The organism is Streptomyces ureilyticus, from assembly GCF_011045025.1.
In the GTDB taxonomy this organism is placed as follows: Bacteria; Actinomycetota; Actinomycetes; order Streptomycetales; family Streptomycetaceae; genus Streptomyces; species Streptomyces ureilyticus.
In genome coordinates this window covers 43,170-66,970 of record NZ_JAAKZX010000025.1, presented here as the reverse complement: position 1 = coordinate 66,970, position 23,801 = coordinate 43,170, and the positions used below count along the sequence as shown (strand labels likewise).

General features: G+C 69.8%; 20 protein-coding genes and 2 pseudogenes. 5 read left to right on the top strand and 17 right to left on the bottom strand.

What is annotated here, in order from left to right:
• Positions 1-93: 93 nt before the first annotated feature.
• On the bottom strand, positions 94-1,215 hold the full coding sequence (locus G6048_RS11120; RefSeq protein ID WP_165339318.1) for an ROK family protein: 1,122 nt from the start codon (positions 1,213-1,215) through the stop codon (positions 94-96).
• A gap of 422 nt (positions 1,216-1,637) precedes the next feature.
• Here G6048_RS11120 and G6048_RS11115 point away from each other — a divergent pair, with 422 nt between their 5' ends.
• Positions 1,638-3,560 (top strand): phosphatase PAP2 family protein, encoded by a 1,923-nt coding sequence (locus G6048_RS11115; RefSeq protein ID WP_165339317.1) that lies wholly within the window; start codon positions 1,638-1,640, stop codon positions 3,558-3,560.
• Here the strand turns inward: G6048_RS11115 and tgmB are convergent.
• Both tgmB and tgmA read right to left on the bottom strand, forming a co-directional pair.
• Positions 3,547-4,539 (bottom strand): ATP-grasp ribosomal peptide maturase, encoded by a 993-nt coding sequence (gene tgmB / locus G6048_RS11110; RefSeq protein ID WP_165339316.1) that lies wholly within the window; start codon positions 4,537-4,539, stop codon positions 3,547-3,549. The genes G6048_RS11115 and tgmB overlap by 14 nt on opposite strands.
• Before the next feature lie 15 nt (positions 4,540-4,554).
• Complete coding sequence (tgmA, locus tag G6048_RS11105; RefSeq protein ID WP_165339315.1) at positions 4,555-4,746, bottom strand: putative ATP-grasp-modified RiPP; 192 nt, start codon at positions 4,744-4,746, stop codon at positions 4,555-4,557.
• Between the two features lie 405 nt (positions 4,747-5,151).
• Here tgmA and G6048_RS11100 point away from each other — a divergent pair, with 405 nt between their 5' ends.
• Positions 5,152-6,405 (top strand): serine hydrolase domain-containing protein, encoded by a 1,254-nt coding sequence (locus tag G6048_RS11100; RefSeq protein WP_165339314.1) that lies wholly within the window; start codon positions 5,152-5,154, stop codon positions 6,403-6,405.
• Between the two features lie 252 nt (positions 6,406-6,657).
• On the opposite strand, the gene G6048_RS11095 is transcribed toward G6048_RS11100, so the two are convergent.
• Both G6048_RS11095 and G6048_RS11090 read right to left on the bottom strand, forming a co-directional pair.
• Positions 6,658-7,737: a phosphotransferase gene (locus G6048_RS11095; RefSeq protein WP_328825740.1), complete on the bottom strand. Its 1,080-nt coding sequence runs from the start codon at positions 7,735-7,737 to the stop codon at positions 6,658-6,660.
• Between the two features lie 22 nt (positions 7,738-7,759).
• Positions 7,760-9,109 carry an aspartate aminotransferase family protein gene (locus G6048_RS11090; RefSeq protein ID WP_165339313.1) on the bottom strand — a complete coding sequence of 450 codons (1,350 nt, stop codon included), beginning with the start codon at positions 9,107-9,109 and terminating at the stop codon, positions 7,760-7,762.
• A gap of 402 nt (positions 9,110-9,511) precedes the next feature.
• Here G6048_RS11090 and G6048_RS11085 point away from each other — a divergent pair, with 402 nt between their 5' ends.
• Complete coding sequence (locus G6048_RS11085; protein ID WP_165339312.1) at positions 9,512-10,678, top strand: ROK family transcriptional regulator; 1,167 nt, start codon at positions 9,512-9,514, stop codon at positions 10,676-10,678.
• A gap of 57 nt (positions 10,679-10,735) precedes the next feature.
• On the opposite strand, the gene G6048_RS11080 is transcribed toward G6048_RS11085, so the two are convergent.
• From G6048_RS11080 to ribA, 5 genes and pseudogenes are all read right to left on the bottom strand, one after another.
• On the bottom strand, positions 10,736-11,422 hold the full coding sequence (locus tag G6048_RS11080) for a GntR family transcriptional regulator (RefSeq protein WP_165339311.1): 687 nt from the start codon (positions 11,420-11,422) through the stop codon (positions 10,736-10,738).
• 291 nt (positions 11,423-11,713) lie between these two features.
• Positions 11,714-12,883, bottom strand: a complete 1,170-nt coding sequence (locus G6048_RS11075) for a saccharopine dehydrogenase family protein (RefSeq protein ID WP_165339310.1) — start codon at positions 12,881-12,883, stop codon at positions 11,714-11,716.
• Positions 12,876-13,937, bottom strand: a complete 1,062-nt coding sequence (locus G6048_RS11070) for a saccharopine dehydrogenase (protein ID WP_165339309.1) — start codon at positions 13,935-13,937, stop codon at positions 12,876-12,878. Before G6048_RS11070 ends, G6048_RS11075 begins: the two co-directional genes overlap by 8 nt.
• Positions 13,934-14,044: pseudogene (locus G6048_RS49385) on the bottom strand (NAD(P)/FAD-dependent oxidoreductase); the annotation flags it as partial. The gene G6048_RS11070 and the pseudogene G6048_RS49385, both read right to left, overlap by 4 nt.
• A gap of 44 nt (positions 14,045-14,088) precedes the next feature.
• Positions 14,089-14,766 (bottom strand): GTP cyclohydrolase II, encoded by a 678-nt coding sequence (gene ribA / locus G6048_RS11065; RefSeq protein WP_165339308.1) that lies wholly within the window; start codon positions 14,764-14,766, stop codon positions 14,089-14,091.
• A 77-nt stretch (positions 14,767-14,843) separates the two neighbouring features.
• On the opposite strand from ribA, the gene G6048_RS11060 reads away from it, so the two are divergent.
• Positions 14,844-15,662, top strand: coding sequence for a creatininase family protein (locus G6048_RS11060; RefSeq protein WP_165339307.1), 819 nt, complete (start codon positions 14,844-14,846; stop codon positions 15,660-15,662).
• Between the two features lie 155 nt (positions 15,663-15,817).
• On the opposite strand, the pseudogene G6048_RS11055 reads toward G6048_RS11060, so the two are convergent.
• The 5 genes and pseudogenes from G6048_RS11055 to G6048_RS11035 form a co-directional block, all read right to left on the bottom strand.
• A pseudogene (locus G6048_RS11055) lies at positions 15,818-16,870 on the bottom strand (lysylphosphatidylglycerol synthase transmembrane domain-containing protein); the annotation flags it as partial.
• Entirely contained in the window at positions 16,867-17,805 is a 939-nt protein-coding gene (locus G6048_RS11050) for a class I SAM-dependent methyltransferase (protein WP_235989606.1), read from the bottom strand. The gene G6048_RS11050 and the pseudogene G6048_RS11055, both read right to left, overlap by 4 nt.
• A gap of 8 nt (positions 17,806-17,813) precedes the next feature.
• On the bottom strand, positions 17,814-18,914 hold the full coding sequence (locus G6048_RS11045) for a glycosyltransferase family 4 protein (protein ID WP_165339330.1): 1,101 nt from the start codon (positions 18,912-18,914) through the stop codon (positions 17,814-17,816).
• 23 nt (positions 18,915-18,937) lie between these two features.
• On the bottom strand, positions 18,938-19,336 hold the full coding sequence (locus G6048_RS11040; protein WP_165339306.1) for a 6-pyruvoyl trahydropterin synthase family protein: 399 nt from the start codon (positions 19,334-19,336) through the stop codon (positions 18,938-18,940).
• 220 nt (positions 19,337-19,556) lie between these two features.
• Positions 19,557-20,543, bottom strand: a complete 987-nt coding sequence (locus G6048_RS11035; RefSeq protein WP_165339305.1) for a zinc-dependent alcohol dehydrogenase — start codon at positions 20,541-20,543, stop codon at positions 19,557-19,559.
• A 177-nt stretch (positions 20,544-20,720) separates the two neighbouring features.
• Between G6048_RS11035 and G6048_RS11030 the strand changes: the two genes are divergently transcribed.
• Positions 20,721-21,557 (top strand): CDP-alcohol phosphatidyltransferase family protein, encoded by an 837-nt coding sequence (locus tag G6048_RS11030; RefSeq protein ID WP_165339304.1) that lies wholly within the window; start codon positions 20,721-20,723, stop codon positions 21,555-21,557.
• Positions 21,558-21,573: 16 nt separating this feature from the next.
• Here G6048_RS11030 and G6048_RS11025 read toward each other — a convergent pair whose 3' ends face one another.
• Positions 21,574-22,611 (bottom strand): YihY/virulence factor BrkB family protein, encoded by a 1,038-nt coding sequence (locus tag G6048_RS11025; RefSeq protein ID WP_165339303.1) that lies wholly within the window; start codon positions 22,609-22,611, stop codon positions 21,574-21,576.
• A 46-nt stretch (positions 22,612-22,657) separates the two neighbouring features.
• Entirely contained in the window at positions 22,658-23,650 is a 993-nt protein-coding gene (locus tag G6048_RS11020; protein ID WP_165339302.1) for a hypothetical protein, read from the bottom strand.
• Positions 23,651-23,801 lie beyond the last annotated feature (151 nt).

The window sequence follows — 23,801 nt, the reverse complement described above, 5'->3', positions numbered from 1 at the left end:
ACGTCGAGTACGGGCGGGACGCTCGCCCCAAGCCGGCGTCCCGACCGACTTAGAAAGCGCTTGTCCGGACATTGGCAGACCCACGAGTCTCCGTCAATGCTTGACTGACGTCCCACTGGTCACGGTTTGGATTCCGTGGGCCACCGCGAGCCGACTCGCGCCCGCCACCGTACCGGTCTCGCCGACCGTGCTGCTGACCACCTCCGTGGGCCAGCTCAGCCGGTCCAGTTCGGCCCGTACACCGGGCAGGAGCTGCGGGTCCGTGCCGGTGGCGCCGCCCAGCACGATCAGTCCCGGGTCCAGTACGGCGGCCACGGCGGCGGCCAGCCGCCCCACCTCGGCGGAATGGTGGGCGACCACGGCACGGGCCGCGGCGTGTCCCTCCTCGGCGAGGGCGAAAAGCCGCTCGGCGGCAGGGGGGCACGGGTCGTCGGCGTCCTGCCAGGCCTCCTCGGCCCGGTGCAGCAGGGAGCGCACGCCGATGTGCGCCTCCAGGGCCTCGCGTCTCGGTTCGAGGCCCTCGTCCCACGGGTAGGGCAGCCGGGCCACCTCACCGGCGGCGCCGTTCGCGCCGCGCAGCACCTGGCCGCCGATGACGATCCCGAGGCCTATGCCCACGCCGATCCGCAGATAGCCGAAGCTGTGTCGGCCGCGGGCGGCACCTTCGTGCAGCTCGGCGAGCGCGGCGCAGTTGACGTTGTTCTCCAGGTGAACCGGAACACCGGGTGGCAGGGCGACGGCCATCGCGTCGAAGGCGGGCCCGGCCTTGGCGGTCGCCGGACGCGCACCGGTGCCTTCCGGGTCCTGCGTGACGACATCGCCGACGGCCACGACCACGGCACGCAGCGGTGCGCCGGTCGGCAGTTCCTTGAGGACCTGACGTACAACGTCGGCGGCCTCCGGACGGGAACCGGTGCCCTCGGCGAGCAGGCCGCCGTCCAGGGCGCAGCCGCGCACCCGGGTCACGGCCGGGCCGAGATCGACGGCGAGTACGGCTCCGGCGGCGGGCCCCAGTCCGTAGACGGCGGCGGACCGGCCGGTGGCGCCGGACACCGTGCCGGAGCAGGCGGCCAGTTCGGCGGCCTCGAGTTCGGCCACGGCGGAGGAGACGGTCGGCTTGGACAGGCCCGCGACGGCTGCCAGTTGGGGGCGGGTGGCGGTACCGGCCGCGGCCAGTACGGCGAACACCGCGCGGGCGCTCTCGCTCAGTTGCATGCTCTCCCCTGGGGCTGGTGCGGGGGTCTCCGCTGGTCGCGGCGGTCTTTCCGCAAGGGTTGTACGGCGTTGGGTGCCGTGCCTCTTGACGCACCCTACTTCGTTAGTTAACTTCCTAACGAACTTCATGCGGTACTCGCCTGCCGCACCGTTTTGAAGCCCGTCCCGGGGCTTCCTGAGCGCTTCGAGGTGTCAACTCCCGCCAGTACCTCCGGCGGTGGGGCAGTGTCGGGCCGCGGGGGCTGCGCTCCCCGGCCCCCTTGGCCCCGCCCTCGGTTGTGTCTTGGCTGCGGGCCGGTTGTGGGCTGGTCGCGCCCGCGCGGTGGAGCCGCACATTGATACAGCCCCGCGCCCCCTTACGGGGCGCTCGTGCTGAACCCCCAGCCAACCCAAGGCGAAACGCCACGCAGAGAGGCACCCCCATGCCCGGGCAGTCCACCCGTACCTCGCACCACCAGCTCCGCATCGACCGGCGCTTGTTCCTGCGCAGTTCCGTGGGCGTCTCGGCGGGGCTGGTCGCCGCTCCGGTGCTTACCGCGTGGCCGGCGGTGGCTGCCTCCTCTCCCGCCAACTCCGCCGCCGCCTTTGTCGACTCGTACACCACCAACGTCGTCGCCAACCTGACCCCCGAGACCAACGCGGCCGTCCGCATCCTCGGCGGCTTTGCCGAGATCTGGAAGACGGGTTCCGACTGGGACAGCGGGATGCCGCTCATGCGCGACGTCCTGCGCGCCAATATGCGCTACAGCGTGGGCGTCACCAGCCACCGCACCGACGCTGAGGCGAAGCTGGCTTTCATCCATGATCGTCAGCACCAGAGTTACGCGGTGATCGCCGGACTGGGGCCCCTCGCCGACCTCTACAAGAAGGGCGCGAAGGCGGTCACCGGCATTACGTCCGCGCCGGACGGCGTCCCCGCGGGCAAGATCAGCGACACGGTTCCGGCCGACGCTCCCGCGGGTTCCGCGCTCGGGGCGGGCTCTCACGACTCGGAGCTGGGGAAGGTGGCGGAGCTGGTCGACGCCGTACGCGGGCCCTTCGCCTCGGGCAACCCCAGCAAGTTCGCGTACCAGTACCCGCGTCCCTGGCGGATGAACAAGGACAGCGAGGTCGTCGACACCGGGGAGAAGGACGCTCTGGGGTACCCGGTCTACGCGTCCGACGTGGTGGTCGCCCCGCAGTTGTTGCGGCAGCGGGCCGAGGAGCCGGCCGAGGACGGTGGGTTCCCCAGCGGGCACACCAACGCGCTGCATCTGGCGGCGCTGGCGATGGCGTACGCGGTTCCCGAGCGGTACCAGGAGTTGGTGACCCGGGCTTTCGATGTCTCCCACACCCGCATCGTTTCGGGCATGCACTCCTCCGTCGACGTGATCGGCGGCCGGATCCTCGCCACGGCGCTCGCGGCCGCGGCCCTCGCCGACCCGAAGAACGCCGGCCTCAAGGCGGCGGCCCGCGCCCAGGCAGCCGCGTACTTCCAGGAGCAGACCGGCACCACCGCCGACACGCTCTACGCGTACGCGCACTCGGCGGACCTGGACGAGGACCCGTACGCGAGCCGCGCGCTCAACTCGGCAGGCGTCGCCCCCAAGTTGACGTACGTCCTGCCCAAGCGGCGCGCGCGGGACCGCATGACCGTACCGAAGGGCGCCGAAGTCCTCCTGGAGACGCGGCTGCCCTATCTCTCCGCCGCCCAGCGGCGCGAAGTGCTGCGGACGACGGCGCTGCCCGCCGGATACGTCCTGCTGGACGGCTTCGAGCAGTGGGGCCGGCTGAACCTCTTCGCCGCCGCCGACGGATACGGGACGTTCGACTCGGACGTGCGCGTCACGATGAACGCCGCCGACGGCGGCTTCGCCGCGGCCGACACCTGGCGCAACGACATCGGCGGGCGCGGCTCGCTGGTCAAGCGGGGCACCGGCACGCTGACCCTCGCGGGCGCCAACGGCTACACCGGCGGCACCACGCTGGAGGAGGGCGTCCTCGCGACCGGTTCACGGGACGCCCTTGGATGCGGGGACGTGCAGGTGCGGGGTGGCGCGCTGCGGACGGCGTCGCCGCTCCGGGTGCGCGGCGCGTACGCCCAGTCGTCCGGTACGACCCTTGACGTGACGGTCACCGATGACAGGACACCGGCCCTGACGGTGACCCGGCGCGTGCTCCTCGACCGGGACAGCACGCTGGTCATCCGCCTGGACGACCAGCGGCCCCCGGAGCCGGGCACCATGATTCCGGTCATCGACGCCCGTGTCCTGCGCGGCCGGTTCAGCCGCATCGTGGTCGACGGGCACGACGCCGAGCCGGTGTTCACCGCCCGCGGTCTGTCCGTACGGCTCACTCGCAGGTGACCGACTCCATGGGCACGTGGCCGTTGTGCGGCGCCGTGTCCGGGAGTGGTGCCGCGAGCCAGTCGGCGACGGCGCGTGCGATCGGCTGCTCCGTCTCTATTTCCACGAAGCCGAACTGGCCCGCCTGGTTGCACTCGAGAAACCACCAGATGCCGTCGGCGTCCTCGGCGAAGTCGAATGCGCCGTACGAGAGTTGGGCCTCCTGAAGGTAGTCGTGCACGCTCGCGGCGACCCGCGGCGGTGTCTCGACCGGCTGCCAGGGTTCCGCGGAGGTGGCGAACCGGACGTCGACCTCACTGGGATCGGCGCCTTTGGCTACGGCCTTGCGGGCGGCGAAGAACCGGTCGCCGACGCAGGTCAGCCGGATGTCGGCGCGCTTGGCCACGCGCCGTTGCAACAGTGTGGGGCCGAACGCGACGGCCGAGAAATCCGTCTCGGGTGCGACCCTGCTGGTCGGAACCGCCCTCGGCGGCTCCTGCGGGTGTGCGCCCGAGACGGGCTTGACCACCAGGTCCGGGAAGCGTTCCGCGAAGTCGCGGGCGGCCTGCGGGAACGTGGTGATCAGTGTGGCGGGCACGGGAAGCCCGCAGCGCTGTGCGAGGTGAAGCTGCCAGGGCTTGTGGCGGGCCTGGCGGGCCGCGTCGGGGTGGTTCATCCAGCGCGCGCCGGTGGAGCGCAGCATGCCGTAGAGCGCCTGCGCGGACTCCTCGGTGAGCCAGGCGGACGGCTCGGCGACCCGCGTCGCGGGCACACCGGGCCTGCGGACCCAGACGGACCGCAGACCGCTCATGGTCACCAGCCGGCCACCGGCGGACAGATGTCCGCGGAAGACGCCGTGCACGAACTCGCCCGACAGGGCGACGCCTCCCGGCAGGTCCGCGGGGTCGAGGCGGACGACCGGGACACCCGTCCCGTCCAGTCGCGCCACCACCATGTCCGCGGTTACATCCTGTTCGCACGTCAGGATCAGAACCGTCATCGTGGGGGTCCGTCTTCAGTCGTCGAAGTGGGTCTTCGAGCCCGCCGTGGACGTCGTGGCCCCCAGTTCCCGCAACACGGCGTAGTCATGAGCGGCGAGCCGCCCGTCGGGCAGGACGTTCAATTGCAGTCTGGAGTCATAGGCGTACGGAACGCTGACCTCCAACTGCGGGGCCGGACGTGCATAGTTGAGCGCGAACGGTCGCATTGGTTCTCCTTGCTCGGTGCTTCCCAGTCAAGCGGATCGTGACGCTCCGGCGTCATGGTGCCTGACGGGTCCGCAGGGCTTCCACGGAGATATACGAATCGAACTGTCGAATGGTTGCTTCACGCTGTGTAATCATCCGAGCCGTTCGTCCTCAAGCCCCCGCCCGGCCCGCCGCTCACTTCGTGCATGGGGCACCCATCCGCCCTCTATGACGTATACCCAGGCCTCCCGGATCCGGTCTTCGGGCGCACTTCAACGCCCCGGCGCACACCTCGCCCACGCGCGCGCCGCACGCGCCCGCGTTTCACTTCCGGTGCGCGGATAAACGTCGTCGACCTCGCGAATCCGCAGGTAGGCGATAGATTTCACAGGGACGGCAGCTCCTTCCACGAACTGGAGCGCACGATGAGCGAGTTGCGACAACAGGTGGAACCGGCCGAGGTCGGCCTCGATCCGTCAGCCCTGCGACGGCTCGACGAACACTTCGCCCGCCTCGTCGACGACGGCCGGTTGCCGGGGTACCTCATCTCGGTTGCCCGGCACGGCTGTGTCGCACATCTCACTTCGTACGGCCTCCGAGACCGGGAGGCCGGGGTGCCGGTCGGGACGGACACGATCTGGCGGATCCAGTCGATGACCAAGCCGATCGCGTCCGTCGCGGCGCTGATGCTCCAGGAGGAGGGCCTGCTCGACCTCGACGACCCGATCGCCCGCTGTCTCCCGGCTTTCGCCGAGCCCCGCGTATACGTCGACGGAAGCGGCCCGGACCTCAGGACGCGCCCCGCCGATGGGCCCGTCCTCATCCGCCACCTGCTGACCCACACCGCCGGGCTGACCTTCGGCTTCTACCACGCCCATCCCGTCGACGCCGCGTACCGGGCCGCCGGGGTGGAGCGGGCGGAGCCGCCGGACGCGGATCTGGCCGAGGCCTGCGAGTTGTTCGCGGGCCTGCCGCTCCAGTTCGAGCCGGGGACGCAGTGGAACTACTCGGTCGCGACGACCGTTCTCGGGCGCGTGATGGAGGTGGTGTCCGGGCAGCCGCTGGACACGTTCCTCGCCGAGCGGGTCTTCCGGCCGTTGGGGATGGCGGACGCGGGGTTCTGGGTTCCCGAGGACCGGGCGGACCGGCTGGCCGTGCTGTACGCCGAGAGCGACGGGGGCGATGGGGGCGACAAGGACGGTGGCGGCAAGGGCAGCCTCGTACGGAGCCCTGAGCAGCCCGGACGCAGTCGTCCACGTCTGCTTTCCGCCAACGGCGGCCTGGTGGCGAGCGCGCACGACTACCACCGGTTCATGGAATTCCTGCGCCGCGGCGGCGAGTTGGACGGCGCCCGGCTCCTCTCCCCGCAGACCGTGGCCACGATGCTCTCCAACCACCTCCCCGCCGACCTCCGCACCTTCGCCAGCCCTGTCCACGACTTCCCCGGCAACGCGGGCGTCGGCTTCGGCTTCGGCGTCTCGGTCGTGATCGATCCGGCTCGTACGGAATCACCGGCCGGCCCCGGCCTGTACGGCTGGTCCGGCGCGGCCGGCACGACCTTCTGGGTCGACCCGCAGCGCGATCTGACCGTGCAGTTCATGAGCCAGGTACGACCGGCGGCGGGGCCGGCGTGGTACGCGGATCTGAGGCGGCTGGGGCACGAAGTGGTCGCCGGCTGAGGTCGGTTGAGGACGAACGACCCGCTCCCCGGCATCCGGACCTCCTGCGCCGCGGCGCCAGGACCACACCGCCCGCCGGCGAGTACCGCTCGAACGAGCGATGGTGGCGGTGCGCCGAACGACTCCGATCCGTCTACCAGGAGGGTTGCGGGCCGACGAGTCGCCTAGGATCCCGACCGCCGGCCCCGATATGCCCGATCCCCGAGTGCCGCGAGGCGTTCCTGGCCTACTGCACATGTTCGGGACTGGCTTTCAGGAATGCCCGTGACGGGCTTCCCTGAGGTGCGCGACGACGTCGTCCAGGCTCACGGTCAAGGAACGCTCGATATTGATCCAGTCGTCCTTGGCGTGATCGAGGAGGTACTCGCGCCGTTCGGGCGCCCGCTCCGCGCGCCAGTTCGTGATCAGCGCACGCAGTGCGAGCCGTGCCAACACGGCAATCGGGAGCAGCGGGAGTTCCGAGGCCTGGATCGGCCGCTCCCGTTGGTAGCCTTCGGCGAAGGCGCAGGCGTCCCGCCAGGGATGATCGGGCGTTCTGCCGAGCAGGTTCGCCATGGGAACGGCGGGATCGAAGATCACCGCACTGCGCATCGTGTCACCGAAGTCGATTACGCCGGTGACGAAGTGATCGCTCTTTGGATCGACCACGATGTTGTACGGGCTGAAGTCACCGTGGATCACCTGCGTTTCGAGATCGGTCAGCCTCGGGACGACGTTTTCGCCGAAGAGCCGGAAGACCGATTGGGCCAACTGGCGGTGCTCGGAGCTCGGCGTGTACTCGACCAGTTCGGTCAGCTGGTGGAAGTGCCGGATGTCCCATGCCAGACCTCGTCGGTCTGCCGGGTGCGTGAACGGCCTGAGCGCCACGTCGATCAGCCCCAGCATCTCGCCCGCCCTGGCAAGCCGCTCCGCGTCCGGGTTCGCATCGGCCAGGACCTGGCCTTCCACGAAGTCGAACACCCGCAGGACCCGAGTCCTGCCGTTGTTCAGCCTGATCGTGACATGGTCGTCTCCGTCGGCGGTCAGCTTCACCCGTTGGACGGGCAAGTGCGAAGCGGTGGTTTCGAGGTAGCGCATCGCGGCGGTCTGCAGGGCGACAGCCGTCTCCGCCTCGTCAGGTGGTGACACCTTCACGAGGTAGTTACTCGAGTCGGTGCTGAGTCTGAACGTGTCGTCCTTCTCGGTCGCCAGTCGCCCCAAGCGCCCGTTGAGGCGGTAGTGCTCCTCAAGGAAAGTACTCACCAGCATCACGTCGATGGGCTCGTGGGACGACGTCAGGCCGCTCTCCTCGAGGAGCCGCTGAGCATAGTTCGTAGCTGGTGAGGTGTTCACGGTCAGTCCCTTCGGCCAGCTGTCACAGACGGTTTTTCGCAACCTCGGCGAAGGTCTCCACGAATCGCGTCACATCGGCGGAGTCGAAGGCCAGCGGGGGGCGGATCTTCAGTGTGTTCGCCGACGTGCCCGTACCGCTGATCAGGATGCGGCGATCGCGCATGTCATTGATGACGTCTTCGGCAAGTGCGCGGTCGGGCTCGAGGGTCTCCCGGTCCTTGACGATCTCCACGCCGACGTAGAGACCGGCGCCGCGGACTTCGGCGACGTAGGGGGAATCCTTGGTGATCTCCCGCAGCCCCGCGCGCAGGGCGTTGCCGTTCTCCAGGACGCGCTGCTGCACGTTCTCCTTCTCGAAGACGTCCAGCACCGCGGCGCCGGCGGCCACGGGGATGGAGCTGCCGCCGAAGGTGTTGAAGTAGCGGACGTTGCGTCCGAATTCCTCACAGACCTCGGGGCGGAAGACCACACCCGAGATCGGCAGGCCGTTGCCCATCGGCTTGCCCATGGTGACGATGTCCGGCAGCACGCCGTGGCGGCTGAAGCCCCACATCGATTCCCCGAGCCGGGCGAATCCCGACTGGACCTCGTCCGCGATGTAGACACCGCCGGCCGCGTGCACCTCCTCCACCACGGACTGCATGTAGCCGGGGGGGTCGGTGAAGATGCCATCGCTGCTGTGGGCGCAGTCGGTGATCAGGGCCGCGAGCCGGTAGCCGTGGCGCTCGAGGTCGTCGATCGCGCCGCGCACCTGCTGCCGCATGTGCACGTCGAGCGTGGATCCGGGCGCGACGAGACGCGGGTCAGGAGCGTCGATGAACCGGACGTTAGGGCCCAGCGGTGAGCCCGCGCCGAGGGTCGGTGAGAAGCTCGCCACCTCTCGGGTGAGGCCGTGGTAGGCCCAGCGGGTGACGATGATGCCCTCGCCGCCCGTGTGGAACCGCGCCACCCGCACCGCCAGGTCGTTGGCCTCCGACCCGCTGCACGCGATGCTCAGCTTGGACAGCTCCTCGGGGAAGGTCGAAAGAAGCCGCTCCGCGTAATCGACCAGGGCTTCCTGGACGTAGCGCGTGTTGGTGTTGACCATCGCCATCTGGCGGGCGACGGCCTCCGCCACGTGGGGGTGGGCGTGTCCGACGCAGGGGACGTTGTTGTACGCGTCGAGGTAGTCGTTGCCGTCACGGTCGAGCAGGTGGGCGCCGTGACCGGAGACGAACTCGACCGGCTCCTTGTAGATGAGTGTGTAGCCAGGGCCCAGCACATTGTTCCGGCGCTGGATGGTCTTCCGTAGGTGTTCGGGGAGCTCGCTCAGTACCCCGGGGTCGAACCGGTTGGGGTAGTGGGCGAGTGCTCGACTCAGCGTCGAAGTCATCGACAGGCACACCTTCAGTCTTGTTCCGGGGTTGCTTGCTTGTCGGCCGGAAACATACCATCATTCATTCCAGTTCCAACCTGAAACTAGAAAACTTTTCCGTGGTGGCTGCGCCGCCGTTGCGGCCCGATGCGCCGAATCCCACGACCCCCGGCTTCCAGCCTTCGCCGCAGCGCGACGATGCGCTCCTGGAGTGCTTCGGGGACCCTACGGAGTGCATGACAGATGAGTCGAGAACCGTCCGGCAAGGCGGAAGACGCTGACACGGACCCCTTCGAGCGCGCCCAGGCGGGAACGACGGATCCGTCGAAACACCCGCTTCTCACCGCGTCGAAACCCTTGGTCGTACCGCCCAAACCGGTCCCTGCCCGACCGGCGTACCGGGCTCGCTATGGTCCTCACGTGACCAACCCGACCTCACGCGACTACAACAAGGCATCAGTCCTCGACGTGGTCGTCTCCCACGCGCCCTTGACGCGGAACAAGCTCATCGAGCTGACCGGCCTGAGCAAGGCCACGGTGTCCAGAGCGGTGGAGGAGCTCCGTGCCGACGGCTTCGTCGTCGACGGCGGCATCGACGACATCACCGGCCGCGGTCGCCGCTCCACCTATCTGGACCTGCCCGGCACGACCGGACACGTCGCCGGTGTCAGCTTCGGCGCCCAGACCACCGGTGTACTGGTGACCGACCTGAGGGGGCGTGAGATCCAGCAGCTGACGGTTCCCACCGCCGATCACCAGGAGATCGAGGACGCCGCGCGATGGCTGGTCGATCTGATCGCGCAGGCCGCACAGTCTGCGCAGGGGCCTCTGCGTCAGATCGTCGCCGCCGTGCCAGGCCGGGTCCGGGGCGGCACGGAGATCTTCGGCCCCGCGGAGTCGATGAAAATCTTCGCGGGCTCAGGCCTCCAGCAAGCCGTCGAGAACCTGATCGAGTCCCCCGTGCTCCTCGACAGCGATGCCAACGCGTCCCTGCTCGGAATCCTCACCGACGACGCAACCATCAGGAACGCCGCGCTCTTCAGCGTCAGCACCATACTGAACTTCGCCAGCTGCACGAATCACGAGCTCGCCCGCGGCAGTACGCCCACCTTCGGCGACATCGGTGTGCTCTCCTCCGGCGTCGGCGACGAGAACCTCGACGAGCTGCTGAGCACCAGAGGTCTCCTCCAGTTCGCTCGCAAACGGGGTCTCGACCTGGAGCGCATCGAGGATCTCTGGCTGCGACCGCACACCGAGGCGCCGCACGCCGAAGTGGTGCAGGCGTTCACCACGGCGATCGTGACCGCTGTCAGCGTCGTCGCGGTGACGCTCGACCCGGCGTCGGTCTACTTCGTGGGCCGGCTGCGCCCGCTCGTCGACGTCGTCCTTCCCCAGGTGCGCGAGCGGCTCGACCAGAGCCTTTCGGCGGTGCCAGAGATCAGGACGGGTCCGCATCAGATCGGTCTGTCGACGGCACAAGGAGCGGTCTACGCATGTCTGACGATCGCTCGAGAACGGCTGCGTGACGCCGTGCTCGGAGCACGGCAGCAGAACCGGCTCACGGAGCAGTCCGCACCCGCCTTCTGAGCCGACCGCGTCACGGTGGCGAGCGGGCTTGGGCACTTCACGCAGGCGGCATGACCTTCATGCGTGCCGGGGCGCGCGTTCCCCTTGATCTCCCGTCGGTCCTCGCAGCGCCGATTGGAAATGGGCAGCCAGTTCCTGGCGGAACGCGTCGGTGTCGCCTTCCAGGGCAACCGCGGCCAACCTCTCGTGCTCGACGACCAATTGATGCGGGTCGTCGCTGTAAGTGCGGTGATCGACGCTGAGGTAGAGGCGCAGCTTGGTCTCCCAGCCGTTCCAGAGACTCTGCAGGACGCCGTGCCCCGAGAGCTCGTAGAAGAGCCCGTGGAAGCGAAGGTGTGCGTCGATGCCGGCCGGGATGTCGTTCTTCTCAGTCGCCCGGTGAAGATCCTCGACGGTTTGCATCAACCGTGGCCGCTCAGGACCGCGCAGTGCTTCGGCCGAGAGTTCAGCGGCGTACGGCTCGACTCGTAGGCGGATCGAGGCGATTTCGGCGACGTCACGAGCGCTCACCTCTACGACGAACGCCCCACGGAAGGGGATCTTTACGACGAGCCCTTCCTCCTCCAGCTTGGTCAGCGCCTCGCGCAGCGGGGACCGGCTGATCCCGAGATCTGCGGCGATGTGTGCCTCACGCAGCTGGCCACCAGGAGGTACGGTCCCGTCGAGGATGGCGGCACGCAGTGTGCGGTAGACGCCGTCCGGCGTCGTCGTCCGTTGCTCCTGCCACTCGAACTTGTGGTCCAACCCGTCGCCCTCCCTGGCCATTGTCGACCACTTGGTCGTTTGTCGACTATACCTCCGCTGATTTTGCATCGACCTCATCCGTCTCGCCGGATCGCACCCGGTCTGCGGGGGGAGACCGGCCAGCGATCGACGGGCCCTTACGCCACGACGCCTCCAACTACCGTCTGCTGCCCGGGCCGTGGCCTTCCCGCGCACCACCGACCACGTGGTCGGCACCTTGGGAAGCAACGGTATCGGCAGCGTGCGAGGCGAAAGGCCGTGACAGGACTACGAGTTCACGAGGCAGCAGTGTTATGGCGCCATGCTGTCCATGCTGAAGTCGATCCCGTCCTGGCCCAGTTCCGCGAGCCATTCCTCGGAGCGCTCCGGTGTCTCGGCAGCGCGGCTCAGCCCGGGCGGGAGAGTTCCGGCAAGGACCTTGCGGATGCCCAGCGCCAGCGTGCGCGATACACACCGGGCCATCGCGCTCTCCTGTGCGTCGCCCTGCATGTCCAGCAGGTAGCGGCCCGACCAGCTGCGGCCCGCGTCCGTGCGTACGTCGAGGGAGACGGCCAGGACGACGCGGTCGCGGTCGGCGTCCGTGGTGGGGTAGCGGGCGGCCAGCTCCTGGGCGAGCTCGGCGATGCGCTCGTCGTCGCCGCGCCGGAGTTCCTCGAAGACGGGTTGCCAGGCGTCGAGCCAGCCGGAGAGGCGGAGGGTGCCGCGGATGAAGGTCTGGGGTTTCCACGCCGGAGGCAGGGCGTACTGGTCGACGAACGGGATGCTGTCGCGGTTCGGGTAGACCTCGAAGGGTTCGTCGTCCACCAGGTGGGTGCGCGTGGCTTCCCAGGGGCGGGCGGCCGTCGTCTCCGCGCCGTTCTCGATGTAGCGGGCGGGTGAGCGCAGGGCGTTGAGAACGCCTGCCGGGGCCCAACTGAAGCGGTATTTGAAGTCGTTGGGGATGGCGGGGATGCCGCCGCAGTACGAGGTGAGGCCGGCCTCGGCGGCCGTGTCGGCGCCGATCTCCGTCTGCGCGCGGGCGATGAGGCTGTGGGCGAAGAGGTGGTCGATGCCCGGGTCCAGGCCCGACTCGGTGAGGACGACGATGCCTGCCGCGGTGGCCGCGGGGACATGGTCCAGGACCGCATCGGATACGTAGCTCGAGCAGGCGAAGTGGGCCTGGTGGGCCACGCAGGTGGCCAGCAGCGGGCCGTGTTCCGGGGCCGGGAGCATGGAGACCACGATGTCGCCGGGTGCCAGTTCGGCGGCGAGTGCGGGGAGCGTGTACGCGCGGGGTTCGGCGCGGCCGGTGAGGCCGAGGGCCGAGAGGCTCTGAGCCGCCCGTTCCTCGGTGCGGTGCCACAGGCGTACGCGGTCGGCGGTGTCGCACAGCGCGGTGAGGCCGCTGCCTGTGGACAGGCCCGCGCCGATCCAGTGGACGGTGCCGGACGCGGGCACGACGGCGTTCGCATGCTCAGCCATGGTTGAACTCCCCATTCTCCAGGCCCAGTTCACGGCATGTCTCGTGGAAGCGGTCCAGGCAACGCCCCCAAGCCCCGGCCACCCCGAACTCCATCAGCTGTGGCGTCAGCAAGGCCGAGAAGTCCGTGCTCGCCTCCTCGGGCAGCAGGGACGGCAGGTTGTCGATGGCGATGAGGTCGAGGGCGGGCCGCTCGTAGAGGCGGCGTACGGGGTCCGTCCAGTCGGTGACCGTGTCGTACACCGGAAGAACGTTGTACGGGGAGCCGACGTCGCAGGTCACATCGCACACCGTGCGCAGGCTCCGGCGCGGCTCGTCCAGGTCCTTGTCGGTGAGGAAGGGGGTGACGGGGCCGGTGCTGAGCACGCAGTTGACCATCAACTCGTGGTCCAGCAGGGCCTGTCGGTCCAGTTCGCGGGTCTCGGCGAGGTCCCAGCACGTGGGGTCGAGCCGGGCCTCCATCAGCGCGGCCCGCGCGCCGCGACCGGAGCGGCCCAGTGCGCCGATCACGAGGGAGCCGAACTGGGCGTCGTCCGGGCGGGGTTGGAGGAGGGCGTCCAGTTCGTCCTTCGACGTCGGCCGCAGCGGGGCCGTCAGCCTGCCCCGGTGGTGGAGTACGGCGAGGGCGGCGCCGACATAGCCGGCCCAGTAGCCGAAGGCGGCGAGCCGGCGGCCGTTGTCGTCCACCAGGTACTCGAGGTCGAACAGCGCCCCTCCCCCGGCGACGAACCGGCGCAACAGCGTCTCGGCTCCGGGCTGCCCCTTGTAGGCGTGCCCGAAGAAGACATGCCGGTGCCGCAACTCGCCCGGTTCCTCGGGGAGTTCCTTGAGACCGACGACGACCGCGTCGAGCGGTGCGACGGTCCAGGAGTGCGGCTCGACGACACGGCACCCGGCCGCCTCGTACGCCTCGACGGGGAAGATCCGCTGCGGGGACCGCTCGACGGTCACCGTCACGCCGTTCTCGACGAGCCGCCGCGCGTCGGACGGCACGATCAGGGTGCGCCGCTCGGTCGTACGGGTCTCGTGGCGCAGCCACAGGTGGAGCTCGGTCATACGCGGTTGACCTCCGGTCGCGGGGCGTCGGCGGCGAACCCTTCGGCACGCAGCGGGGTGATGTCCACGAAGGGATCATGCCTCAGGAAGAGTTCGCGTACGACCTGGGGGCGGCGGCCCTGGTGTCCGGGATCCCGGGCCGCCGTACCCGTCAGGACCAGTGGATCACCGTGTCCAGATGCGGCAGGTGGTGGTCCATGCGCTCCCGCTTGGTGCGCAGGTAGCTGATGTTGTGCTCGCGCGGCGGTATCAACAGCGGGACGTGCTCGCTGACTTCGATGCCGTGATGCCGCAGGGCCTCGCTCTTGCGCGGGTTGTTGGAGAGCAGGCGTACGGAGGGCACGCCGAGGTCGTGCAGCATGTCCGCGGCGACGCCGTAGTCGCGGGCGTCGACCGGGAGACCGAGGGCGAGGTTCGCCTCGACCGTGTCCAGGCCCTCCGACTGGAGCTTCATGGCCTGGAGTTTGGCGAGGAGACCGATTCCTCTGCCCTCGTGGCCACGGAGGTAGAGGAGGATGCCGCGGCCCTCCGCCACAATGGTGCGCAGGGCGGTCGACAGCTGGTCGCCGCACTCGCAGTGCGTGGAGCCGAAGGCGTCTCCGGTGAGGCACTCCGAATGCAGTCGGGTGAGCGTGTCCTCCGTTCCGTCGATATCGCCGTATATGAGGGCCACTTGTTCATCCCCGCGTTCGAGGTCCAAATAGCCGACGGCGTAGAAATCTCCGTACACGGTGTGCAGTTGGAGATCCACCACACGCTGGACACCCGACTGAACGTCTGCTGCCTTGGGGCGGGCACTTCGACCGAGCACGCCTTTGCTTTCCTTCATTTTCTCCTGCATCCAATCTGCCGTTGCCGCGTTAGCCTGCTCTCGTCGGTGCCTACGGAACGAAAGGCCTCAACACCATGACCGGTTCGGGAACACAGCTGACCACCCCCGGCTTGTTGCCGCTGGACACCACGGAGGACGTGAGGGCCCGTCGGCCCGGCGTCGCCGTCCTTCCCATCGGCAGCTTCGAACAGCACGGCCCCTTTCTACCGCTGGCCACTGACACCGTCATCGCCTGCACCATCGCCCGCGAGGTCGCCGCCGCGTACCCGGTGCATCTCCTCCCTCCGCTGACCATCGCCTGCTCGCACGAACATGCCGCCTGGCCGGGGACGGTCAGTATTTCCGCGGTGACACTCCACGCGGTGGTACGGGACATAGCCGACTCGCTTCGTCGCTCGGGCATCGACGCCCTGGTACTGGTCAACGGACATGGCGGGAACTACGTGCTGGGCAATGTGGTGCAGGAGTCCGCGGGTTGCGGCACGCGCATGGCGCTGTTCCCGGCACCGGAGGACTGGGAGGAGGCGCGGCAGCGGGCCGGTGTGCGGACCTCGCTGCTCAGCGATATGCATGCCGGGGAATTGGAGACGTCCGTCCTGCTGCACGCTCATCCGGAAATGGTGCGTCCCGGATATGAGTCCTCCGACTTCCTCGCCGACGACCGACGGCATCTTCTCACCCTCGATATGTCCGCTTACACGGAGTCCGGTGTCATCGGCCGTCCTTCGCTGGCTACCGCCGAAAAAGGCAAGGAGCTGCTCGCGGGCCTGGTGGACTGCTTCGGTTCGTATTTCTCGATCCTCAGTCCGGAAGCGGCGAATTCCGCTCCGGGCGCCGAGGACGCCATGCAGAAGGGGGCCGGGCAGGACGGCACGGAGAGCAGCAAGCCCTGACCGTGGGCTGTGTCCTCCGCGTATCCCGCGTTCGCCGGTGGTGAGCGCGGGACATGGCCGTTGTGGCGCTGCGGTACGCCCTTCTCGTACGCGGGTTGAGGGCGCCGCAGGCCCATGGCCCACCTGGCGACGAGTACGCCGACGCCGGGCAGGCTCGCCACCATGCTGAGCACTCCGTAGACGACGGCGACCGAGAGGCCGGTGCTCGCGCCGAGTCCGGCGGCGCCGAAGGCCCAGGCGGTGGCGCCTTCGCGGGGGCCCCAGCCGCCCACGTTCAGCGGCAGTCCCATGGCCAGGAGGGCGAGCACCGCCAGGGGCAGCAACACGACTGGGGACGCGTCGGATCCCGCGACCCTGGCGGCGAGCAGGAACATCACGAGGTGGCCCGCCAGCACGACGGCCGACGAGACGACGACACCTGGCCAGGTGTGGCGGGCCACCAGTCCTTCACGCGCCTCGGCGAGCGCGTTGCGCAGGCGGGGCATGCGTCGCGACGAGGGCGACGAGCCCTTCAGCCGGACCGCGACCACGGCCGCGATCATCGCGGCGACCGCCAGCGCGATGGCGGACGCCTCGACGAGGTGCTGTGTCTGTGCCTGAACCGGCGAGGGCAGCGTCAGCAGGACGACCCCGCCGGCGGCCATCAGCGCCACCTGGCCCGCGACCCGTTCGAGGACGACGGCGCGTACGCCCCGGCCGAGGTCACCGGCGCTCTGCCCGTGGCGTACGGCGCGGTGCACGTCGCCGAGTACTCCGCCGGGCAGCGCCGCGTTGAGGAAAAGCGAGCGGTAGTAGTCCGCGACGGCCGGACCCAGCGGCAGCCGGATCTTCAGCCCGCGGGCCACCAGGCACCAGCGCCAGGCGCTGAACACCGTGGTGACCACGCCGATGCCGAGGGCCGCCAGCACGGTGGGCCCGTCGACCCGGCGCAGTCCGTCCACGAAGACGCCGGTGCCCATCCGCCAGACGAGGACGCTGAGAATGGCGACGCCCGCGACGGTGCCGAAGTGGGTGCGCACGGCGCGGGAGTTGATACGAGCCCAGAGCGTACGAAGAGTGCGGCGCGCGTCCGTGACCGGCTTGGGAGCCCGGGCCGCCCGTGCGCCCCGTATCGCCTGCTCGTCGCCACCGTCCAGGACCGGCCTCGGTTTCGGCTCGGCCCGGACGGCGCGTGGCTGCGCGTCGGCTGCCACCGCCTGCGCACTCATGCCGCTCCTCCCGTCGGACGGGCGAGGGCGAGGAGATCGCTGTGGTGCACGACCACCCTCAGCTCCCCCGCCGCGCACTGCGCGAGCCGCTCCCGCAGATAGGCGCCCGCGCGCTCGGCGAGTTCGGGTCGCTCCTCGACGGCCGCGCCGACCCAGCCGCGCAGCCACTCGGCCGTCAGCGCGGATTCGTCGGGGCCGAGCCGCCAGGCACTGGGGTGCACTCGTACGGTCGCGCCGTGCCGGGCGAAGGCGTCGCAGGCGATGGTGACCGCGTCGGGTCCGAGCAGGTCGCCGCGGCGCTGGTGGGCGTTGAACGCCTCGGTGATCTCGTCGTCCAGCGGATGGGCGGGCGTGAGTTCGACGCGCCCCACCACCGACAGCGTCAGCAGGGCCGGGCAGCCGGCTCCGGCACAGGCCGCCGCGAGCGCCTCGATCTGCTCGGCCGTGAGTACGTCGAGCAGGGCGGAGGCGGTCACCAGCGAGGCACCGGCCAGCGCGTCCGCCGTCAGCCGGGAGACATCGCCGCGCTGTGTCTCGACGGTGACACGGCTGCCGTCGGCGGCCGTACGGGGCGAGCCGACGGCCGCGAAGTGCAGCAGGTACGGGTCGTGGTCGTTCAGCACCCAGTGCTGGGGGCCGTCGAGCCGCGGGGCGAGCCAGCGGCCCATGGAGCCGGTGCCGCAGCCGAGGTCGTGGATGATCAGGCCGTTGGACCGGCGCTGCGGCAGGTTCGCGAGCCGGATCCGCAGCGGATCGAGGAGCTCGACCGACCGCGCGGCGGCGTCGGCGGGCTCGCGCAGCTCCAGCCACTCGGGGGCGTACCGCGTCACCTCGTCGTCGGCTTCCGTGTCGGCGCCGCGCCTGCGGTCACCCAGCCGGATCGTTCCCACCTCGGGCGCCGGGACCTTCGTCGTCGCGCGTCCGGGCGGCGTCATGCTCGTACTCACGCTGCCCCCTTCCTTTCGTCCCGCCCAAGTCGCCCCAGCACACCGGCCAGGCTCCGGGCCGTGGCGGCCCAGCCGTCCAGTGCTGCCCTGCGTCCGCGGGCGGAGGCCCGCAGCCGGCGTCGTACATCGGTGTCCGTGAACCAGCCGCGCAGTTCCGCCGCGAGTGCCGCCGCGTTCTCCGGCGGTACGAGGACGCCGGGCATCCCGCCGTCGGGCGCGCGCCCGACCGCCTCGGGGAGCCCGCCGACGTCGGTGGCCAGGACGGGGATGCCCCGGGCCAGCGCTTCGGTGACGGCCATGCCGTACGTCTCCGCGTACGAGGTCAGCACCATGAGGTCCGCGGAGGAGTAGCTCGCGTCGAGTTCGGCTCCGGCCTGCGGGCCGACGAGTTGCAGCCGGTCGCCGATGCCGTGGAGGTCGATGAGCTCCCTCAGTTCGGCGACGTAGCCGGGGTCCTGGCCCAGGCCGCCGACGCAGACGCAGCTCCAGTTCAGGTCGGTGAGGGTCGCGAGGGCCTCGACGAGGACGTGCTGCGCCTTGCGCGGGGTGACCGAGGCGACGCACAGCAGCCGCGAGACGCCGTCGGTGCCGGCGGCCAGGGGCGCGATGTCGGCGCCGGGCGCGGCGACGTGGACCCGGTCGGGGGCCAGCCCGTGGTGGGCGACCAGCCTGCGGGCCGCCCACTCGCTGGTGGCCACGATCGCGGGCACGGAGCGCAGCGTGCGGCGCTCGCGGGCGTCGAGTTCCGCCGCGAGGCCGGGGTCGAGGCCCGTCTCGTCGCCGAGCGGCAGATGGACGAGGACGACCAGGCGCAGCCGCTCGGTCTCGGCGGCGATGATCTCGGGGGCGGCGCAGGCGACGAGTCCGTCGAGGAGTACGCGGCTGCCGTCCGGGATCTCACCGAGGGTGCGGGCCAGTTCCGCGCGGGCCGCGGCTCCGGGCCGGGGCCAGCTGCCGTCGATCGCGTGCTTGTGCACCTGCCAGCCGAAGGCGGGGAGGTCGAGGCAGACCCGGGCGTCGTAGGTGTTGCCGCCGCTGGGCTTGCTCGGGTCGTCCACTGTGCCGGGCATCACGAAGTGCATGGCGCGCAGGGACATGGGGATGATGTCGGCGTGCTTGTTCACAGGGCACGCTCGTAACTCGCCCAGGCGATGTGCGACTCGTGCAGGGTGACCGTGATGCCGGACAGTCCGCGGGCGCCCTCGCCCAGCGCTCCCTTGTGCACCTTCTCCGCGAGGCGGTCGGCGATGACCTTGGCCAGGAACTCCGTGGAGGTGTTCGTGTTGGCGAAGTCGGGCTCGTTGTCGAGGTTGCGGTAGTTCAACTCGCTCACCACCCCGCCCAGTTCCTGTGTGGCCAGTCCGATGTCGACGACGATGTTGTCGTCGTCCAGCTCTGCGCGCCGGAAGGTGGCGTCCACGAGGAACGTCGCACCGTGCAGGCGCTGCGCGGGTCCGAAGACCTCCCCGCGGAAGCTGTGGGCGATCATGAGGTGATCGCGGACGGTGATGCTGAACAACGGACGACCCTCCAGGTGCGGCGCGTCTGATCCCTCTGCCGGGCGTGCCGTGTAGTACGGCAGGTCCGTTCTCCGTGTTCAGGCGGTACGGGAGGAAGTTTCGGCGGGTTTTCGTTTCTGGTTTTCGATTCTGGCGCGCCTCGGACGCGTCGTTCGGTGGACCGGTCGCCGAGCGTGGTTCCGAACCGATCCGGGGCGGTCAGACCCCTCAGTCGCCTCCTCAGTCCCCTTCAGTGTCGTACTGAACCAGGTGGCACAGCGCCTGCGTCTCACCCGCGGCGAGCGCGGCCATCGCCTCCGGCAGTTCCTCGAAGGCGCACGAGCCGGTGATCAGCGCGTCCAGGGCGGGGTCGGCGAGCAGTTCGAGCGAGAGGGCGAGCCGGTCGGCGTACGTACGGCGCCCGCTCCTGGCCGGGGACACGGTACCCACCTGGCTGCTGCGGACGACCAGGCGGCGGGAGTGGAAGGCCTCACCCAGCGGCAGGCTGACCCGCCGGTCGCCGTACCAGCTCAGCTCGAGGACGGTGCCCTCCGGGGCGAGGAGTTCGAGAGAGCGGGTGAGTCCGGCCTCGGTGGCGCTGGCGTGCACGACCAGGTCGCAGTCGCCGGCGGCGTCCGCCGGGAGCGCGAAGTCGACGCCGAGTGCTCGCGCGAGTTCGGCGCGCGCCGGGTTGGCGTCCACGAGCTGGACGCGGACGGCGGGGTACCGGGCGAGAAGGGCGGCGACACTCGCGCCGACCATCCCGGCGCCGACCACCGCGATCCGGTCGCCGATGAGCGGGGCGGCGTCCCACAGGGCGTTGACCGCGGTCTCCACGGTGCCGGCGAGGACGGCGCGCGAGGCGGGCACGGACTCGGGTAGGGGGGTCACGGCGGCGGCCGGGACCACATACCGCGTCTGATGCGGATAGAGACAGAAGACGGTCCGCCCGACGAGCGACGCCGGGCCCTCCTCCACCAGGCCCACGTTCAAGTACCCGTACTTGACCGGCCCCGGGAACTCACCCTCCTGGAACGGCGCCCGCATCGAGCCGTACTGGCTCTCGGGCACGCCGCCGCGGAAGACGAGGGTCTCGGTCCCCCGGCTCACTCCGGAGAAGAGGGTGCGCACCTGCACCTCGCCCTCGACGGGACTCGGGAGATCGACGTTCCGTATCCCTCCCTGCCCCGGAGACTCCAGCCAGAAGGCGCGCGCTGCGCGGTCCATCGGCATCTCATCCTCCTGAAATTTCGTGCTGCAATTGTGCCGCTCAGTCGTGCCCGAGCTGTGAACCTGCTGAGTCCCGCTGAACGATCCGGCGACCGTGCACGTACCGACCGTTGCGAAGCCGCGGACAACGTAAGCGGCAGTGATCGACTTTGTCATCTGGCCGGAGGATGTGCGGTGGCCCTGAACAACACGTACGACGCGAGGCTCATGCAGGTGCAGCAGGAGACGGCGGTGGGAGCGGGCGCGATGCTGCTCCTGCTGACCGTCCTCGGCACGGCGATAGGCATGGGTCCTGCGGGCTGGCTCACGGGCCTGGCCTTCGCGTTCGCCACCTGGGCCGTGCTCGCCCGCGCCCTGCACCGCACCCGCCCCCGCTCCTTCGGCCCCGCGAACCGCGTCACCCTCGGCCGCGCCACGCTCGTCGCAGGCGTCACGGCCCTGGTCGCGGACTCCTTCCAGAGCCCGCCGCCGGTCACGCTCCTGGTCGCCCTGACCGCGGTCGCGTTGATCCTCGACGCGGTCGACGGCAAGGTCGCCCGCCGCACCGGTTCCTCGACCGCGCTGGGCGCCCGCTTCGACATGGAGGTCGACGCGTTCCTGATCCTGGTGCTGAGCGTGTACGTCTCCACGCAGCTCGGCCCGTGGGTGTTGCTGATCGGCGGAATGCGGTACGCCTTCGTCGCCGCGGCCCGGTTCTTCCCTTGGCTGAACGCCGCCCTGCCCCCGAGCACAGGCCGCAAGACGGTGGCAGCACTCCAGGGCGTGGCTCTGCTGATCGCAGGCGCGCAGATCCTCCCGTACGTGGCGACCCTCGCGACGGTCGTCCTGGCACTGGGCTCGCTGGTGTGGTCGTTCGGCCGGGACATCGGGTGGCTGTGGCGGAACCGCGAGGGCCGGACGACGCCTCGCGAGACGAGCGAGCCCACCGGCGCCGAGGCCTACGCCTCCGTGTCCTCTCCGCGTCCCGTACTCGCCACGTCGGGCAAGGCAGCCGGTTCATCGCGGCTCTGACACCGCAGGGCCGTGGTCAGCCCCGGTCCTTCAGACGTCGCCGGTCCTCCTCGTCCCACTTGCGGGTGTCGCGTGGTTCGACGTACGGCTCCTCCTGTTCGGGATGGCCGCCGGCCACGGCCCGCTGCCGCGAGGTCTCGGCATCGAATTCCAGGCCCAGGAGGATCGCCAGGTTGGTGATCCAGAGCCACACCAGGAAGACGATGACGCCGGCGAACGTGCCGTAGGTCTTGTTGTACGAGGCGAAGTTGGCCACGTAGACCGCGAAGCCGCCCGAGGCGATCAGCCAGATCAGCAGGGCCAGGAAGCTGCCCGGAGTAACCCAGCGGAAGCCTCGGACCCGTGCGTTCGGAGTTGCCCAGTACAAGATCGCGATCATGATCGTGACCAGCACCACCAACACCGGCCACTTGGCGATCGACCATACAGCCAGGGCGGTGTCCCCGATGCCCAGCGCGGTGCCCACCTGACGCGCCAGACCGCCGGTGAAGACCACGATCAGCGCGCTGACCACCGCCAGGAACATCAGCACAACGGTCACACCGATGCGGACCGGCAGCACCTTCCACACCGGGCGGCCCTCGGGGATGTCATAGACGGCGTTGGAGGTACGGATGAACGCCGCGACGTAACCGGAGGCCGACCACACGGCCAGGACCAGACCGACGATCGCCATCACCGAGCCGATCCCGGCGTTGCCCTGCAGTTGCTGCACCGCACTCGTGATCACATCGCGTGCGGCCCCGGGCGCGAACTGGCGGGTGTTGTCCAGTACGGCGTCCGTCGCCGACCTGCCGACGATGCCGAGCAACGAGATCAGGACCAGCAGCGCCGGGAACAGCGCCAGAATCGCGTAGTAGGTCAGTGCCGCCGCCCGGTCGGTGAGCTCGTCCTTCTTGAACTCGGTCACCGTCCGGCGCAGCACCGCCCACCAGGACTTCTTCGGCAACTCCGTCGGAGCGTCCGGCGCCCGGCGCTCCACCTCCGGCGCAGGACCGTACTCTTCCGCATCCTGCGCCTGTTCCTTGTACCGGTGTTTCAGTAGCCGTGGCATAGACGCACGAGTACCCGAACCCCACGAACCAGACATCGCCCAGGTGTCAGTGCCCGTGTCCGTCCGAACCATGCTCCTCCGCGGTCGTCGGCTCCGCCGCCGGCGCACCCCCCGCGTAGACCGTGAAGGCCGCCGTACGGACCTTGCCCTCGTGCTTGAAGTCGAGGAAGAGGCGGTACGCGCCCTTGCTGGGGGCCGTTGCCGTGAAGGACACCTGAGGGCCGGGCTGCGTCTTGCCGTCGCCGGGCTCGCCGTTGGGGTGGACGTGGAGGTAGGCGAGGTCTCCTGAGCGGAGGGCGACGAGGTGGCCGTATGCGCCGAGGTAGGGCTGGAGGTTGCGTACGGGCTTGCCGTCCTTCGTGACGTTCAGCTGCAGTTCGCTGCCCGCCCCGGGGCGGAGTTCGCCGTTGAGGGTGACCTTGTAGTCGTCGACGATCGCGGTAGGGGCGGGCTTCGGCAGTTCAGCCGGCTTGTACGGGCCCGACACCGCGAGGTCGGAGCCGAGGGTCAGGCCCTCCGCGGCACCCTTGGGCTTGAAGTCGGCGAAGACGCGGTAGCCGCCCGCCTTCGGCAGCTCGACCGGGATGGACCAGGTGCCGTCGGCTGCACGGGCGGGGTGCAGGTGGCGATAGACCGTGAGGTCGCGTGAGGCGACGATGAGGTGCAGTTCCTTCTCGTGTTCGCGCTGGTACGCGGTTACGTTCCGTCCGGTGCTGTCCTTGACGATGGCGAAGCTCAGCTCGGTGGCCGCGCCGGCCTCGATGCGCGAGGTCTTCAGGTCGAGCGTGTAGCCGCCCTCGGAGGTCTGCAGCCCGCCGGGCAGTTCCGCGGCGTGCCCGCCGGCCGCTTCCCCGCCTTCGCCATGGCCGCCTCCCCCGCCCTTCTCCGCGCCCGCCGCGTGGCCGCCGTGCTGCGCGGCCTCGGCCGTCTTGTCGTCGTCGGACACCACGGGGTCGATGGCGTTGCCCACTCCGTAGGCCGTGCCGAAGGTGGCGGCGAGCGCGGCGGCGAAGGTCGTGAGCTTCAGTGCGGTGTGCATGGCGTGGTCCCTTCTGCAGGGCCGCCGCGTGCGGGCGACCGACGCTTTTCAAGATACCCCCAGGGGGTACACAGTCAAGTCGAATCAGACCTTGAATCGAATACGGGCCGGGGGTATACATGGAGACGCAGAACCTCATACCCCCTAGGGG

Excerpts from the sequence above, each read along its gene's own strand:
- G6048_RS11120 (WP_165339318.1), bottom strand. The coding sequence starts at position 1,215 with ATGCAACTGAGCGAGAGCGCCCGCGCGGTGTTCGCCGTACTGGCCGCG.
- G6048_RS11115 (WP_165339317.1), top strand. The coding sequence starts at position 1,638 with ATGCCCGGGCAGTCCACCCGTACCTCGCACCACCAGCTCCGCATCGAC.
- tgmB (WP_165339316.1), bottom strand. The coding sequence starts at position 4,539 with ATGACGGTTCTGATCCTGACGTGCGAACAGGATGTAACCGCGGACATG.
- tgmA (WP_165339315.1), bottom strand. The coding sequence starts at position 4,746 with ATGCGACCGTTCGCGCTCAACTATGCACGTCCGGCCCCGCAGTTGGAG.
- G6048_RS11100 (WP_165339314.1), top strand. The coding sequence starts at position 5,152 with ATGAGCGAGTTGCGACAACAGGTGGAACCGGCCGAGGTCGGCCTCGAT.
- G6048_RS11090 (WP_165339313.1), bottom strand. The coding sequence starts at position 9,109 with ATGACTTCGACGCTGAGTCGAGCACTCGCCCACTACCCCAACCGGTTC.
- G6048_RS11075 (WP_165339310.1), bottom strand. The coding sequence starts at position 12,883 with ATGGCTGAGCATGCGAACGCCGTCGTGCCCGCGTCCGGCACCGTCCAC.
- G6048_RS11070 (WP_165339309.1), bottom strand. The coding sequence starts at position 13,937 with ATGACCGAGCTCCACCTGTGGCTGCGCCACGAGACCCGTACGACCGAG.
- ribA (WP_165339308.1), bottom strand. The coding sequence starts at position 14,766 with ATGAAGGAAAGCAAAGGCGTGCTCGGTCGAAGTGCCCGCCCCAAGGCA.
- G6048_RS11060 (WP_165339307.1), top strand. The coding sequence starts at position 14,844 with ATGACCGGTTCGGGAACACAGCTGACCACCCCCGGCTTGTTGCCGCTG.
- G6048_RS11050 (WP_235989606.1), bottom strand. The coding sequence starts at position 17,805 with ATGACGCCGCCCGGACGCGCGACGACGAAGGTCCCGGCGCCCGAGGTG.
- G6048_RS11045 (WP_165339330.1), bottom strand. The coding sequence starts at position 18,914 with ATGTCCCTGCGCGCCATGCACTTCGTGATGCCCGGCACAGTGGACGAC.
- G6048_RS11035 (WP_165339305.1), bottom strand. The coding sequence starts at position 20,543 with ATGGACCGCGCAGCGCGCGCCTTCTGGCTGGAGTCTCCGGGGCAGGGA.
- G6048_RS11025 (WP_165339303.1), bottom strand. The coding sequence starts at position 22,611 with ATGCCACGGCTACTGAAACACCGGTACAAGGAACAGGCGCAGGATGCG.
- G6048_RS11020 (WP_165339302.1), bottom strand. The coding sequence starts at position 23,650 with ATGCACACCGCACTGAAGCTCACGACCTTCGCCGCCGCGCTCGCCGCC.